This window comes from Paenibacillus sp. J22R56 (genome assembly GCF_056269375.1).
Window position 1 is genome coordinate 420336 of sequence record NZ_JBWDNV010000002.1, and the last position, 15559, is coordinate 435894.

Here is a 15559-nt window from a genome sequence, read left to right on the forward strand (position 1 = left end):
GCGTAGAAAGAGTGGGGATTGTAGATGTTGAAAATTGCTTTTATCGCGCATGACCGCAAAAAAGAAGAAATGGTTAACTTTGTAACTGCTTATGAAAGCGTGTTTGCTCCCCATGAATTATTCTCGACGGGTACAACGGGTACTCGGATCATGGAACAAACAAGCCTTAAAATACATCGCTTTATGTCCGGTCCTCTTGGCGGTGACCAGCAGATCGGTGCCATGGTTGCACAAAATGAGATGGATCTTATCATCTTCTTGCGTGATCCGCTTATGGCGCAGCCTCACGAGCCGGACATCATTGCTTTGCTTCGTCTTTGTGACGTGCAGGGCATTCCGGTAGCAACCAATGTGGCTACGGCAGAGCTGCTCGTAAGGGCACTTGCACGCGGAGACTTTGCTTGGCGCGAGCTTGTACACAAATATAAACCAGGTATTGATCAGCCATGAGTGAGCCATTAGATCTTCTCGTCTTTGGTGCTCATGCGGATGATGCAGAGATCGGAATGGGCGGCACAATTGCGAAATATACGGCTGCTGGTAAACGGGTTGGAATTTGTGATTTGACCGAAGCGGAAATGTCTTCAAACGGCACCGTGGAGCTTAGGAAGCTGGAAGCTTCCAATGCTTCCTCGGTGCTTGGTCTATATGCCCGTACGAATCTGGGACTGCCAGATCGTGGTCTGGAAATGACAAAGTCACATATTGATGCAATCGTAGCAGAAATCCGCCGTACCCGGCCTCGGATAGTATTCGCCCCATATTGGGTGGATCGTCATCCTGATCATATCGCTTGCAGCAAGCTAGTTGAGGAAGCCGTATTTAATGCCAAACTTCGTCGTTACATGCCAGAGCTGCCGGCTGTTCAAGTGGAGCAATTGATTTATTATTACATAAATGATGTTGATAACGTTTCGCTTATGGTAGATGTGTCTAAGTATTACGATGAGAAGCGACAGTCTCTTATGGCTTATCAGTCACAATTCCAGACAGCTGCACCAGGTGAAGACCGTGTCGCAACACCGCTGACAGATCGTTATATCGAACGGGTAGAGGCTCGCGACAGCCTGCTTGGTCAAACACGAGGCTGGAAGTATGCGGAAGGATTCGCGATTAAGCGTCCGCATGCGGTGGAATATTTTTAACAAAAGGTAAAAAGTGATGGACGACATAACATAGAACATTGTCGAATATATAGATTATCATCATGTTATGAAAGGGCGGACGACTAATATGGCACGTAAACTCAAAATTGGAATCACGTGTTATCCTACCCTGGGGGGTTCCGGCGTCGTTGCAACGGAACTTGGAAAATTAATGGCTGAGCGCGGCCATGAGATACATTTTATTACGCACAGCATACCTTTCCGTCTCGGGAAATTTCATAAAAACATTTTCTTTCACGAAGTAGAAGTCAATGATTATTACGTCTTCCGTTATCCGCCATATGATTTATCCTTGGCAAGTAAAATGGCACAGGTTGCGAAGATGGAAAAGCTGGATCTGCTGCATGTTCATTATGCCGTTCCACATGCCGTTTGTGCTCATCTGGCGAAACAAATGCTTGGAGATGGCTTTAAGACCGTAACGACCCTCCATGGTACGGATATTACCGTGCTGGCACAAGATGAGTCGCTGAAGGATCTGATTCGTCTTGCCATTAATCAGAGTGATGCTGTAACAGCTGTGTCACAGGATTTAATTAATGAAACAAGACAGCTTCTCGATATTACTCGTCCCATTGATCTAACTTATAATTTCGTCGATAAACGGGTGTATTACCCGCGGGATGCAGTATCTCTTCGCGCCGATTATGCGGAGCCACACGAGAAGATTATGATGCATATTTCCAACTTCCGTCCTGTTAAGCGTGTAAGTGACGTTGTAGAAATATTTGAACGCGTGTCCAAACAACTTCCTGCTAAGCTGCTTCTTGTAGGCGAAGGCCCTGAACTGTCCAAGATTCAGTGCAAGATCAGACAAATGGGCTTGGAAGACCGTGTTCATTTCCTTGGCAAACAAGAAGATGTCGCACAGGTTATTTCAATGGCCGATCTATTGCTGCTTCCTTCGGAGAAAGAGAGCTTTGGTCTAGTTGCCCTTGAAGCAATGGCATGCGGCGTACCTACGGTTGGTTCGAATGCCGGTGGTATTCCGGAGCTTGTTACTCACGGAGAGACTGGCTACTTATGTCCGATTGGCGATGTGGAAGGGATGGCAGGCTTTGCAACGCAGCTGCTTAAGGATGAGAAGCTTCATAACTCCTTCAAGGAAGCATGCCTATTCCGTGCACGCAATGAGTTCTGTAACGATGTAATTACGACTCAATATGAGCAAATATATTACCAGGTTTTAGGGATTGAAGCCGATCTTCCAATTCCGGTATGCGAAGCTTAGAAAAGGAAGGGGAGTGCCGAAACATATGGGGATACGCTTCAATTTGCCGACCATCATGCAGCAGGCAATACCCGTACTCGAAAAGCTTGGGGATCAAGGCTATGAAGCGGTATTTGTTGGTGGCTGCGTTAGGGATACGGTTATGGGGCTTTCAATCAAGGATGTAGATATTGCTACATCGGCGAGACCAGAGCAGGTATTGTCTTTATTTCCCCGCTGTATTCCGACCGGTCTCCAGCATGGCACAGTAACTGTCCTGCATAATGGCATTCCTTATGAAGTGACGACCTACCGGACAGAATCGGAATATGAGAAGCACCGCCGTCCAGCGCAAGTCGAGTTTATCGACCGTCTGGACGGCGATTTGCTGCGCAGGGATTTAACGATTAATGCAATGGCGATGTATGCTGATGGTGAGCTCTATGATCCATTTCAGGGCATAGATGATCTGCGACACAAGATGATTCGCTGTGTAGGTGATGCGGACGCGAGATTTCAGGAGGATGCGCTCAGGATGCTGCGAACGATCCGGTTCGCTTCCCAATTCGGATTCGCCATTGCTCATCAGACTTGGAGAGCTTTAATTAGACATCGTGAGCTGCTTTCATTCATCGCTATGGAGCGTGTTTTTGCAGAGCTTGACCGTATGATGAGCGGAGGTGTCCCACAACATGCGTTACACCTGCTCTCAGTAAGCAGACTGCTGTTTTATTGCGGTACCCCGCTAGTCGCAGCGGACAAGCTTGGAGAAGCTTATCTGACTAATCCAGATGGTTTTAAGCCTTTTACTCAAATACACGAGCTTCAACATTCAGATATGCGTTATGCTGCACTGCTTATGGTTGATTATATAACGACTATAGAGGCAGAAGAGACATTAAAGGCACTACGTCTGCCAACAGCTCGCGTGAACTCGATTATGGCCGTCCTGCACATGCATTCAGAATTGATTATGAAGCAGGATGAAGATTTGCGGCTCATATGGACAAATGCCGTTATTCAATATGGTGAAACAGCGGCTCGTGGGTGGTTATCCATTGCACGATGGGATCCGCATCAAGTTCTTCACCCCTATGCGAACCTCTTCATGGAATGGTTAGACAACATGCCGGCAATAACTTTAAAGCAGTTAAAGCTGAATGGCAAACAGCTCGCAGGAGGCTTAAATCAAGAGCCTGGAACGTGGATGGGACGGATGCTGCAGCAGCTCCTCCTGCAAGTTGCATTAGGTAAACTGCCGAATGAACAAGAAGCGTTACTTGCGCAAGCTCAAATATGGAATTTCGAGGATTGATAAAGATGTCAACCAACCGATTGCTTGAATTGTTTGAACAAAATCCTGGCGAGTATGTATCTGGAGAATTGATCAGTCAGCAGCTAGGTGTCAGCCGTACGGCTGTTTGGAAGCAAATTAAAAAATTGGAGTCGATTGGCTATCAGTTTGACGCTTCGCGTCGGTTAGGATACAAACTGATTTCTTCGCCAGATACCTTATCGGTACCTGAGCTGCTCAGTCAAATGAAATCGAAAATATTTGGCAGCTCGATCCAATGGTTCGAGTCTGTTGATTCTACGCAAAATATAGCGCAGAAGCTGGCGGAGGAAGGTGCGCCGGAAGGTACGCTTGTCATAGCGGAGCAGCAGCAGAATGGCCGCGGTCGAATGGGGCGTGGCTGGGTATCCCCGCAAGGGAAAGGGATCTGGATGAGCATGATCCTTCGTCCTTCGACTCCGATTCATTTTGCACCACAGCTTACACTGCTTACTGCTGTCGCGTTATGCCGCAGCTTGCGAAGAGTGACAGAGTTATCAATAGGTATCAAATGGCCCAATGATTTGTTAATCGAAGGCAAGAAAATCAGTGGGATTTTGCTGGAATCTACAGCGGAAGATGAGAGACTGCGCTATGTTATCGCAGGAATTGGCATCAGTGTCAATCTGGAGAAGACGGATTATCCGGACGAAATGCTGAATAAGGTTACCTCGCTCCGTATTGTCAATGGCGGGGACGGCTTTGATCGGACGACGATTATTACCGACTTTTTGCATGAATGGGAGCAGCTTTATTTGCTTTATTTGGACAAAGGCTTTGGTCCAATTATTACGTTATGGGAAGCGTTATCGGTATCTCTGAACCAACCTGCACGACTTATAACCCCTCAAGGTACAATTGACGGCGTTCCGATTGGTCTTGATGCCAGCGGTGCATTAACTGTACGCAAGGAAGACGGAAGCACGGTTGTTGTGTTTTCCGCAGAAATGGGCGAGCCCGTACGCTAAGGGGCGTTTACGGGCACACCTTTTTTTGTTACTATAAGAGAAGCAGGCGGTATCTGGTAAGAGCTGCACTGCTGAGGGTAATAGATGTTGTGGATTAGCAAGGCAAACTCTGCTCTGAGCCGTAGGGACCGAGACAGAAGGAAGCAAAGACTTAGCATACGTTTCCTTTTTAGTTCGGGAACCTTTTTAGCAGCGGCTAAAAGGTTTTTTTGTGTTTATCCTAAAACTTAAAAGGGGATGAAGCGTAATGAGGAAGCGTCTGACAATTACCAACCTCAAGAAAATGAAGCAGGACAAAAATCCAATCTCAATGCTGACCGCGTATGATTATCCGTCTGCCGTATTGGCGGAGGAAGCTGGTCTGGATGTTATTCTGGTCGGCGATTCATTAGGGAATGTTGTACTTGGGTACGATACAACGATTCCGGTCACGCTCGAAGATATGATTTACCATACACGCGCCGTAGCACGAGGTGCCAAGAATACGTTTATTGTTACGGATATGCCTTTTATGACTTACGGCATCGGTCGGGAATCTACGCTGCGTAATGCAGCAAGGCTGATGCAGGAAGGCGGAGCCCAAGCTCTTAAGCTGGAAGGTGGTACGGATATTGCCTTTGAAGTAGAGGCGTTGGTTAAAGCCGGAATCCCTGTTATGGGCCATATCGGTTTAACTCCCCAATCAGTTCATCAGCTTGGCGGTTACAAGGTGCAGGGCAAGCTTGAACGCGAAGCAGAAAAACTGATGGAGGATGCCAAGGCGCTTGAAGCTGCTGGAGCATTTGCTATCGTGCTGGAGCTCGTTACAGAGCCTTTAGCAGAAGCCATCAGCAAAGAATTGTCGATCCCAACCATTGGCATCGGCGCAGGGCGTGGCTGTGATGGTCAGGTACTGGTTTATCATGATATATTGCAATATTCATCACCTTATATCGAGAAGAAAATGGTCAAAACGTATGCAGATATCGGATCTACAATCCGTAATGCCATCAGCAGCTACGTAAACGAAGTGAAAGCTGGCGCTTTCCCTGCGGAGGAGCATTCCTTTGGCGCTAAGTCGGCAGCCATCAATCATCTATATGGTGCGGGAGCAGTTTCAAATAACAGCAGTAATCAAGCAAGCGGAGAGGAGTCCCCCAAGCGTGATTTTGTGTCGAACCATAGCTGAGCTAAAAAACGAACTTATTAAAATCAAACAATCATCCAATCACCCAACTATTGGTCTTGTACCAACTATGGGATTTCTTCACGAAGGTCATGCAAGCTTAATGCGTCAATCGGTGGCTGAGAACACAGCCTCGGTATTATCAATATTTGTAAATCCTATGCAATTTGGGCCTAATGAAGATTTTGAACGTTATCCGCGGGATGAGGAAAGAGATCTCGCTATTGCCAAAGAGAATGGCATCGACATCGTCTTTATGCCGGAAGTGAAGGAAATGTATCCCGTGAAGCCTCGTACTTCAGTTATCGTAAGTCAGCTTACGGAACGATTATGTGGTGCTTCAAGACCTGGACATTTCGACGGCGTTGGGCTTGTTGTGAGCAAGCTTTTCCATCTCGTTCAGCCTGATCGAGCATACTTCGGTATGAAGGACGCTCAGCAGATTGCGGTTATTCAGCAAATGACAGACGATCTGAATTTCCCGGTGGAAATCATTCCTTGTCCAATTGTAAGGGAACCAGATGGACTTGCGCTTAGCTCGCGTAATGTTTATTTAACAGCCGAGAATCGGCAGCAAGCGGTTGTTTTATCGCAGTCTTTGGCTCTTGCGAAGCAATGGGCGAATGAACCGGGTATTAAATCTGAAGAGCTGGTATCACGCGTTAAAGCCAAAATCAACGAAGCAGGTCAAGCGGAGATTGATTATGTAGAATGGTTGACTTATCCTTCTTTGGAGCAGCCTTCTTGGAATGAGCCGATTGAGCTTGAAGAAAGCAAATATATTCTGGCACTTGCCGTAAAATTTGGTTCGACTCGATTAATTGATAATGCCTTATTTGTACCAAATGTAGTCGCAGAGGTGAAGGATCATGTATAGAACAATGATGAAATCAAAGCTTCATCGGGCAACCGTAACAGAAGCAAATTTAAACTATGTAGGCAGTATTACGATTGATGAGGATTTAATGGATGCAGCAGACATTTGGGAAAATGAGAAAGTACAGATTGTAAATAACAATAATGGTGCACGGTTTGAGACGTATGTCATCACGGGGCAGCGCGGATCAGGTGTTATTTGCCTTAATGGTGCTGCAGCTCGCCAAGTTCAGCCTGGAGACCAGGTTATTATCATTTCTTATGCATCCATGACCGACGAGGAAGCAAGAGTGCATAAGCCGATTGTAACCATTCTGGACAGTGATAACCGACCACTCAAAAATCTGTCTGAGGAAATACACGCGACGGTTCTTTAACGCTTCAGTTCCAGCACTATGTAACGATTGGCACGGGGTATGAAAAGCCCTGCCGAAACAAAGAATGAGCATAACACTCCTCAATTCTTTGGTGAAGGCGGGATGCGTAATATGTTTCAGCAAATGTTCGAAGCCATGAATGAAATGCTTGACCATCTTATCGATGTGTATCCAACTGCAACCGGTGATCAGAAGCTTCAATATGACGAGCAAATGGCAACCCTCAAAAAAATGAGCGATTCCCTCGTCGAACAATGGATTGAATTCGAAGAAAAGTTTTCTTGTTTTGTGGAGCAGCAATCAGGTTCACCTGAAGTTCCTCCATCGAAAATAACACCGCCGCCTTCCATGGCCATGGAGAGCAGCACAGAGTTAGGCGAGACCCAAGCGGCATCATCGTCAGTGCCTTCGGTGCCTGAAACAGTCAAGCAGACAGAGAAGCCAGAACCGGCTGCTGCCGAAGAAGCTTATAACGCTGAGCTTGATATGGAAGTTCCGTATGAGTACGCCATGATGATTTCGAAAGGGCAGGGATATTATAAATTATTTATGTTTTCCGATGCTGCCACTCATTTTCAATCAGCGGTCTCAACCCTTCCGGAATGCAATCTGGCAAGGCTGTATCTGGCGATGACCAATATGCATCTTCAAAACTGGAGTGAGGCGCAAAGACATTTCCAATTGCTGATTTCATTAACGGACTATCCGAAATGGCGTGCTTTAGGCTATAATGCCCTTGGGTGCATTCAAGCGATCTATATGAATATGGAGCAAGCAGAACGTTTTTTCCTGAAGGCATATGAAACTTGCCCAAGCTTTAAAGACCCGTTAAACAATTTGAAATGTTGTAAAGAAACGCCGCAGCAATTATCCTTATTTTTCGGCAGTACCGAGCTTTGCTGCTTATGAGGGGATAGAAAATTAATGAAATTTGCAGTATTGGATTTAGAGACGACAGGACATGGCGTTGGAGACGATATCCTTCAGGTCGGATTAGCCGTGCTGAATGAAGACCTTGAAATTGTGGAAACGTTTAGTTCCTTCGTTCGTCCTACAATAGAAATTCCGGCATTTATAACGCAGTTAACAGGGATCGATGCTGCTATGGTAGCGGACGCTCCCGAGCTGGATGAGGTGCTTATGCAGCTCATCCCTCATTTAGAGGATGCCGTACTCGTTGCTCATAACGTAAACTTCGATGCTGGCTTCCTGAATCAAGCGCTCGACCGATGCGGGTATCATCCCTTTATCGGTCGCAGGCTTGATACGATTGAGCTGCTTAGAGTTCTGTATCCTTCGATTACTACGTATCAGCTTGGCGCTGTAACGGAGCTGTTTGGCATTACCCATGAACAGCATCATCGGGCAGACAGTGACGCGGTAGCTACAGCGCAGTTATTTGCCCTATCGGTACGAAAGCTCAGACAATTGCCGCTGCTTACTTTGCAGCGGCTATCCTTTCTTATAGACAACGGAAGCGATCTAAGCTGGTTTATGGCCGAAACCCAAAAGCAAGCTGAGCTTCACACCTCCATTGATATGAATACTTATCAATATTTCAATCAGTTTGCCTTGAAGGCTGGCGAATGGACCGAAGAGCAGCCAGCACGTGCAGACCAGGAAGCGGATCAGCTCAAGGATATGTCTTTCGAGCAGTATTTGGATGGCATCAAGCAGCGTTTCATGGAGAAGTACCCGAACTATGAGGAACGGGAAGCGCAGACGACGATGTTTCATGAAGTATATGACTCGCTCTGCAATGAACGGCATCTGCTTATTGAAGCGGGTACAGGAACCGGCAAATCACTTGGTTATCTGATTCCATCTCTGTACTACGGGATTAAGCAGGAAAGCAAAATTGTTGTCAGTACCCATACCATCAATTTGCAGGAGCAGCTGAGGCATCGAGATGTACCGCTTCTTCGTGAAATACTGCCTTTTGATTTCCGTGCCTCCATCTTTAAGGGAAGAGGCAATTATTTATGTCTGCGTAAATTTGAAAGTAAAATTAATGCGAAAGATCTAGTTGCTCCCATTGATGATGCGATTACAGCTTCTCAAATGGTGGTCTGGCTCAGCGAGACCGAGACCGGAGATCAAGAGGAACTCAACTTTGGCAATAAAGGATCTGACTTCTGGTCGACGGTGGCCAGTGACGCGGATTCCTGTTTAAATCGCCAATGTCCATGGTTTAAGCGTTGTTATTATCACCGCGCGAAGCATGAAGCCAATATTGCTGATGTATGCATAACGAATCATTCCATGCTGTTTACGGATGTTCAAGCGGATCATAGGCTTCTTCCATCGTATAGCCACTTGATTATTGATGAGGCTCATCATGTTGAAGAGGTAGCCGGCAAACATCTTGGCATGCAAATTAATTACTTCTCCTTGACTCATCAAACGACGAGATTATTTAAAGATAACCGTTCTGGTCTCTTGCCAGCACTTAGACTACGTCTGCAGCAGGAGGATGATGAGCGGGTACAAGCATGGACGGAAACCATTGATACGGTTATTCCGATTTTCCAAGACGTCAAGGAGCATTGGGATAAGCTGTTTGAGCTCCTGTATGCCTTCGTTGGCGAGTCTGGAGAGGCCGGCAATGATAACGGTCAGGCCGTTTGCCGTTTGCGCAGTGACACCCCGAAAACAGGCTGGGACGATGTGTTGAATATAGAGACAAATGTGCATACCGAGCTCAGCCGGGTCGTTAAGACAGTGGATAAAATGGCATCGGATATTAAAGAAAGACTCGATGACCAGACGATTCAAGGACTTATTACCGACCTCAATGGCGTTGTTCGTGATTTGACGAGAGTGAAGGATGATCTGCGTACCTTCCTCAAGATGGAGCAAAATTCGGAAGTGTATTGGATTGAAGCGAGTATGGCTTACCGTTATCGGTCTGTCCATCTTTATGCCGTTCCGGTGGATGTCAGCAAACAGCTTCAGCAATATTTCTTTGATGTGAAGGACAGCATTGTGCTAACTTCTGCAACATTGTCTGTTCATAAATCGTTCCAGTATGCGGAGGAGCAGCTTGGCCTCGAAGGGTTTGAAGAAAATAACCGGCTCAAGACCGTTCAGCTTCCCTCGCCGTTTAATTATCGCGAGCAGGCTCTGGTCATTATTCCACGGAATTTCCCAACCTTGAAAGGTGCTGGGAGCGATCAGCAGTTTACTTCTATGCTTGTAGACTCGCTTGCGGATGCAGCAGTAGAGACAAAAGGACGCATGCTTGTGCTATTTACTTCATATCGGATGCTGAAGCAGGTCTATGAGCCGCTTAAAGAAGCTTTGGCAGGTTCGGGTATTCAGGTCCTTGGACAAGGCATTGACAGCGGTAATCGGACAAAGCTTACGAGACGGTTCACCCAGTCACCCGAAACGGTTCTGCTTGGCACGAGCAGCTTCTGGGAAGGGGTGGACATTCCAGGTGAGGCTTTAACCTGTCTTGCCATCGTCCGCCTGCCGTTCCAGCCGCCGAATCATCCGCTTGTTGAAGCGAAGTCGGAGCTGCTGCAGAAGCAAAAGCAAAATCCGTTTATGAAGCTGTCTATCCCACAAGCGGTTATCCGCTTCAAACAGGGCTTCGGAAGACTTGTTCGTACAACGAAGGACAAGGGGATTGTTATTATCTACGATACGCGAGTCATTGATACGTATTATGGCAAACATTTCCTTTATTCATTACCAGGACCGAAGATTGAAACCATGCATACGGATCAGATGGTAGCGCGAATGCGGGAATGGCTGCAATCGGAAGAGGGGGCAAACGGGTGAAGCAGGCGAAAATATCAGAGGCCGTCGTCAGACGGCTGCCCATCTATCTGCAGGTGTTAAACGAATTGTACAACCGTGAAGTGCAAACCGTTTCCTCGCAGGAGCTGGGACTCAAGCTAGACCTCAATCCCGCCCAAATTCGGAAGGACCTTGCTTATTTCGGTGATTTCGGCCGTAAGGGTATCGGGTACGACGTCTCCTATTTGATTGAGAAGATTCAACAAATCCTAAAGCTGGACCAGCGGATTAATGTTGCACTCGTTGGTGCTGGTAACCTAGGACATGCATTATGTAATTACAATAAGTACTCCAAAGACAATATGAAAATTGTCGCCGTATTCGATGACCATCCTAGTAAGATCGGGACGATGATTAATAATCTTCCCATCATGCCTATGGAAAAGCTGAAGGCTGTCGTAGAGGAAAATAATATCCGGATCGGCATTATTACCGTGCCCGGTCCGGAAGCACAAAATGTAGCGAATCAGTTCGTAGAAGCGGGGATTGAAGGGATCTTGAACTTTGCACCGGCTATATTGCGGTTACCAGATCATATCCGGATTCACCACGCAGACTTTACAAGAGAATTACTGAGCTTGGCTTATTATTTGAACAAAGAAAGGAATGAACTTGAAGATGGCTCAATTATGGATTGAAAATGGCCTGTTCGTGACGATGAACGATACCAATTCGGTCTTCCGGGGACACATGGTAGTAACCGACGATCAGATTACATATATCGGTGAGACAGCTCCAACTGGGCTGGATGAGAAAGTAGAACGATTAGACGGCAGCAAGCTTGCTTTTATGCCGGGCCTTATTAATACACATGGTCATGCAGCTATGTCTCTGCTCCGTGGTTACTCCGACGATCAAAACCTGCAAGTATGGCTCGAGCAAAAAATGTGGCCGATGGAAGGCAAATATATCGATCAAGATACTCGTGCTGGCAGCGCCTTGGCTATTGTCGAGATGCTGAAGACGGGTACAACAGCGTTTGTTGATATGTATGACAGAATGGATCAAGTGGCTGCAATGGTTGAGCAATCGGGTATTCGCGGCTGTTTGACACGTGGCGTTATTGGTCTTTGTTCCGAGGAGATCCAGCAGGCGAAGCTGACAGAAGCAATCGCATTCGCGCGGGATTGGAACGGCAAAGCAGATGGACGTATTACGACCATGATTTCACCACATGCCCCTTATACTTGCCCGCCTGATTACATTGAGAAGTTTGTCCAAGCTGCTCATGATTATGATCTGCCTGTTCATACACATATGTCCGAGACACTTGCTGAAGTGGAGCAAAATGTCCGGGATTACGGTACTCGTCCTGTCGAGCATCTGGATAAGCTGGGCTTTTTCTCGCGGCCGGCACTTGTTGCCCATGCGGTACATTTGAATGATGAAGAGATTGCATTGCTGGCTGACCGTAAGGTAGCCGTATCCCATAATCCTGTCAGCAATCTGAAGCTGGCAAGCGGCGTAGCTCGTGTACCTGAACTGCTGCGTGCAGGCGTTACTGTGTCGCTTGGTACGGATAGTGTTGCGAGCAATAACAATTTGGATCTGTTTAAAGAAATCAAATTTGCTGCTTTGCTGCACAAAGGAGTATCCGGTGATCCAACCGTTATCCCTGCTATGGAGGCATTACGCATGGGTACGGTTTATGGTGCACGTTCCATATGGCAGGAAGAAAAAATTGGCCAATTGGTTGAAGGCAAAAAAGCAGATTTCATTGCCATCGATATAGAACAGCCTCATTATTATCCCCTGACAGATATCGTATCGCATCTTGTTTATTCCGGTTCAGGAAGAGATGTTAAGCATGTGTGGGTGGATGGACGTAAAGTTGTTCATAATGGCGAGTGTACGCTAATGGATGAAGAGAAGATCCGTTACGAGGCACAAGCAAGCTTCGAGCGGCTGCTGCAAGCATAATGAGAGCGACAACTAAAAAACGTTCTTCGGTCATGAGTCCAAAGCGCTGGCTGGCCGTGATTCTTGTTGCCTTGTTGGCTGTTATCGCAATTGTAATCATGTACTACAATACGATTCAACAGCCATTCTGGGACTCAGAGAATCCGATTCGCAAGCAAGCTAAGGAAGCAGCAAACTTGACCAAAGTAACGTCCATCACGAAGCAGGTATGGGATACGACTTCTTGGATCGTGAAGGGCGAGAATGACGCGGATGAAGTGATTTATGTATGGTTAATTGGTCCGGATAAGACCGTGCAGATTGTTAAGGAAACTGAAAGTGTACTTAAAGCCTCAATCAAACAAGCTGTGCTGAAAGCCAAACCGGATGCAGAATTCAAACGGATTCAGCCGGGAACGTTAAATGGACAGCTTGTGTGGGAAGTCTTCTATTCAGAAGGCCATAACCCCGAGAAATACAGCTACGCATTCTATGATTTCCGTACGGGAACGTATGTGACGGAATATCATCTTCCTGCCAAAACAGCGAGCTAGCCGCGTAAGCGGCTGGCTCCTTTTCCTGTTTTTACACCGCCCTCTTGATGTCGATATATGATATACTTTCGTATAGCAGAGATGATATACGGAATTTTATATTAACGCTTAAAGAGGAGGAGTAAGAATGAAACTTCGCATTGTCCCATTCGTGTTGTCCGCTGTAGCTACAGCATTGCTGCTGTTTGGCGGGTGGATGTTATATAAGCAGTTTGCTGTCGTTTCTCCTTTTCAGAAGTCTATCGGACAAGTTGAAGGTGTCGCCTCGGCGAATGCTCCTACTATAGATCAAGATCATGTGTCAGTACAGGTTACGCTTGAGCCGGATGCGAAATTAAAAGATGTCTATGAAAACATTGCTAAAGAAGGCAAGGATGCTATTGGTGACCGCGATTTGCAGCTTGATATTACTAATGCAGTTCCTAGTAGTCAATTAGATAAAGTATGGTCTTCGGTGTTATTTAATGTTGCAGAAGCGATGGAGAAGAAGAATTATTCCGAAATTCCGAATGCTCTTCAAAAAGCAGCTGCTGCGAATGCAGGTGTCCATTATGAAACAGCACTTGATGACAATAATGTCTATATCACACTAAAGGATGATACCTCAACGAAGTATGTTGTACTTCCGCGCGTTCCTGCACAGCTGGAGGTGTCAACTTATGCGTAAATACGGGATTGAGATCGCAGCCGGCTTTGGCTTAATGCTGTTTATTTTCCTGGCTTTTGAAGGAGTTAATGTGATGCCCGTCTTGTTACTAGCTGCTTTAGGAGCAGGGGTATGGTTCACTACGCGCGGCAAAGGCCGGATGATGGCTAGTTCAGGTGCGAAACGCAGCAAAGAGCTTCGTCTGGAATCGATGAGCTTTGACCAGATTGGCGGTCAGGATCGAGCAAAACAAGAGTTAATTGAAGCCCTTGATTTTCTTGTTAAACAAGAGGAGATTGCTAAGCTGGGTATCCGTCCGATGAAAGGGATTTTGCTCACGGGCCCTCCGGGTACTGGTAAAACTCTACTTGCGAAGGCCGCAGCTCATTATACCGATTCGATTTATTTGGCTGCCTCAGGCAGTGAGTTTGTTGAGATGTATGTGGGTGTAGGTGCAGGACGGATTCGTGATTTGTTCAAGGAAGCAAGGGAGAAAGCGAAAAAAGCCGGTAAGAAAAGTGCCGTTATCTTTATTGACGAGATTGATGTCATCGGTGGTAAAAGGGACGGCGGTCAGCATAAAGAATATGATCAGACATTGAACCAGCTGCTCACAGAGATGGACGGTATTCATTCTGATGAGGCACCACGTATTCTTATTATTGCAGCAACGAACCGGAAAGAAATACTCGACAGCGCTTTGCTGCGTCCGGGTCGATTCGACCGTCATATTGGAGTTGAACTGCCGGATAAAAAAGGGCGCCTTCATATTTTGCGTCTGCATGCGGCGAACAAACCGCTTAATGAAGGTATTAATCTGGAACGTATTGCTTCTGAATCCTTTGGTTTTTCAGGCGCACAGCTGGAGAGCGTAATGAACGAAGGTGCGATCTACGCTATGCGTGAGAACAGTGAGACCATTCTGGAGTCACATCTGGCAATGGCGATTGATAAAGTGATGATGGGTGAGAAAACAGACCGGGAATCAACGGCTGAGGAACGCGAACGCGTGGCGCTTCATGAACTAGGTCATGCCATTTCAGCAGAGCTGGTACGTCCAGGCAGCGTCTCGCAGGTTGCTTTATCCCCGCGTGGTCAAGCGCTTGGTTATGTCCGTCATAACCCGCAGCAGGATCGATATTTGTACACGAAGGATTTTCTGGAAAGCCAAATCATGATCGCGCTTGGCGGAGCTGCAGCAGAAGAGATTTTCTATGGCGGCCGCAGCACAGGCTCACGCGGTGACTTTGATCAGGCAATGAATATTGTTCGGACAATGGTCGAATCTGGGCTCACTGAGCTTGGTATTATTGATGCGAACATGATGACCCCGGATAAATGGGCAAGTATTACGAGCTCCATTCTGGATGAACTGATGGTGAAGACGAAAGCAATGCTGGAAGCAAAAAAAGAAGTGTTTACCCAATCGCTGGACGTTCTGATTCGAGATGAAACCCTTAGCGGTGATGAGTTCCGGACATTACTAAGTCAGCTGTCAAAAAGCGCATAAGAATAAGGCTTCTTAGCTTGGCTAGATATACAAAACGAACGGCAGGGTGTT

15 protein-coding genes are annotated in these 15559 nt (G+C 46.6%); all 15 read left to right on the top strand.

Going from position 1 to position 15559, the window contains the following annotated elements; genetic code table 11:
• Positions 1 to 24 precede the first annotated feature (24 nt).
• The 15 genes from AC0YNT_RS05905 (at position 25) to AC0YNT_RS05975 (ending at position 15508) form a co-directional block, all read left to right on the top strand.
• Positions 25 to 450, top strand: a complete 426-nt coding sequence (locus AC0YNT_RS05905; protein WP_441890414.1) for a methylglyoxal synthase — start codon at positions 25 to 27, stop codon at positions 448 to 450.
• On the top strand, positions 447 to 1145 hold the full coding sequence (bshB1, locus tag AC0YNT_RS05910) for a bacillithiol biosynthesis deacetylase BshB1 (protein WP_475803724.1): 699 nt from the start codon (positions 447 to 449) through the stop codon (positions 1143 to 1145). The genes AC0YNT_RS05905 and bshB1 overlap by 4 nt, the downstream gene beginning before the upstream one ends.
• A gap of 88 nt (positions 1146 to 1233) precedes the next feature.
• Positions 1234 to 2397 (top strand): N-acetyl-alpha-D-glucosaminyl L-malate synthase BshA, encoded by a 1164-nt coding sequence (gene bshA, locus AC0YNT_RS05915; RefSeq protein ID WP_475803725.1) that lies wholly within the window; start codon positions 1234 to 1236, stop codon positions 2395 to 2397.
• 25 nt (positions 2398 to 2422) lie between these two features.
• On the top strand, positions 2423 to 3691 hold the full coding sequence (locus tag AC0YNT_RS05920) for a CCA tRNA nucleotidyltransferase (RefSeq protein ID WP_475803726.1): 1269 nt from the start codon (positions 2423 to 2425) through the stop codon (positions 3689 to 3691).
• 5 nt (positions 3692 to 3696) lie between these two features.
• The gene (locus tag AC0YNT_RS05925; RefSeq protein ID WP_475803727.1) at positions 3697 to 4677 is read left to right on the top strand and encodes a biotin--[acetyl-CoA-carboxylase] ligase; all 981 of its coding nucleotides are present in this window, start codon (positions 3697 to 3699) and stop codon (positions 4675 to 4677) included.
• A gap of 247 nt (positions 4678 to 4924) precedes the next feature.
• Positions 4925 to 5845 carry a 3-methyl-2-oxobutanoate hydroxymethyltransferase gene (panB, locus tag AC0YNT_RS05930; RefSeq protein ID WP_475803728.1) on the top strand — a complete coding sequence of 307 codons (921 nt, stop codon included), beginning with the start codon at positions 4925 to 4927 and terminating at the stop codon, positions 5843 to 5845.
• Positions 5820 to 6719: a pantoate--beta-alanine ligase gene (gene panC / locus AC0YNT_RS05935; RefSeq protein ID WP_475803729.1), complete on the top strand. Its 900-nt coding sequence runs from the start codon at positions 5820 to 5822 to the stop codon at positions 6717 to 6719. The genes panB and panC overlap by 26 nt, the downstream gene beginning before the upstream one ends.
• Entirely contained in the window at positions 6712 to 7095 is a 384-nt protein-coding gene (panD, locus tag AC0YNT_RS05940; protein ID WP_475803730.1) for an aspartate 1-decarboxylase, read from the top strand. Before panC ends, panD begins: the two co-directional genes overlap by 8 nt.
• Positions 7096 to 7206: 111 nt before the next feature.
• Positions 7207 to 8004, top strand: a complete 798-nt coding sequence (locus AC0YNT_RS05945; protein WP_475803731.1) for a tetratricopeptide repeat protein — start codon at positions 7207 to 7209, stop codon at positions 8002 to 8004.
• Between the two features lie 15 nt (positions 8005 to 8019).
• Complete coding sequence (dinG, locus tag AC0YNT_RS05950) at positions 8020 to 10881, top strand: ATP-dependent DNA helicase DinG (RefSeq protein ID WP_475803732.1); 2862 nt, start codon at positions 8020 to 8022, stop codon at positions 10879 to 10881.
• Positions 10878 to 11537, top strand: coding sequence for a redox-sensing transcriptional repressor Rex (locus AC0YNT_RS05955; protein WP_475803733.1), 660 nt, complete (start codon positions 10878 to 10880; stop codon positions 11535 to 11537). Before dinG ends, AC0YNT_RS05955 begins: the two co-directional genes overlap by 4 nt.
• A complete protein-coding gene (locus tag AC0YNT_RS05960) occupies positions 11518 to 12819 on the top strand; it encodes an amidohydrolase (protein ID WP_475803734.1) in 1302 nt (433 codons plus the stop codon). The genes AC0YNT_RS05955 and AC0YNT_RS05960 overlap by 20 nt, the downstream gene beginning before the upstream one ends.
• The gene (locus AC0YNT_RS05965; protein WP_475803735.1) at positions 12819 to 13352 is read left to right on the top strand and encodes a cell wall elongation regulator TseB-like domain-containing protein; all 534 of its coding nucleotides are present in this window, start codon (positions 12819 to 12821) and stop codon (positions 13350 to 13352) included. Before AC0YNT_RS05960 ends, AC0YNT_RS05965 begins: the two co-directional genes overlap by 1 nt.
• Before the next feature lie 127 nt (positions 13353 to 13479).
• On the top strand, positions 13480 to 14019 hold the full coding sequence (locus AC0YNT_RS05970; protein WP_475803736.1) for a hypothetical protein: 540 nt from the start codon (positions 13480 to 13482) through the stop codon (positions 14017 to 14019).
• Positions 14012 to 15508, top strand: coding sequence for an AAA family ATPase (locus AC0YNT_RS05975; protein ID WP_475803737.1), 1497 nt, complete (start codon positions 14012 to 14014; stop codon positions 15506 to 15508). Before AC0YNT_RS05970 ends, AC0YNT_RS05975 begins: the two co-directional genes overlap by 8 nt.
• The last annotated feature ends 51 nt before the right edge of the window (positions 15509 to 15559 follow it).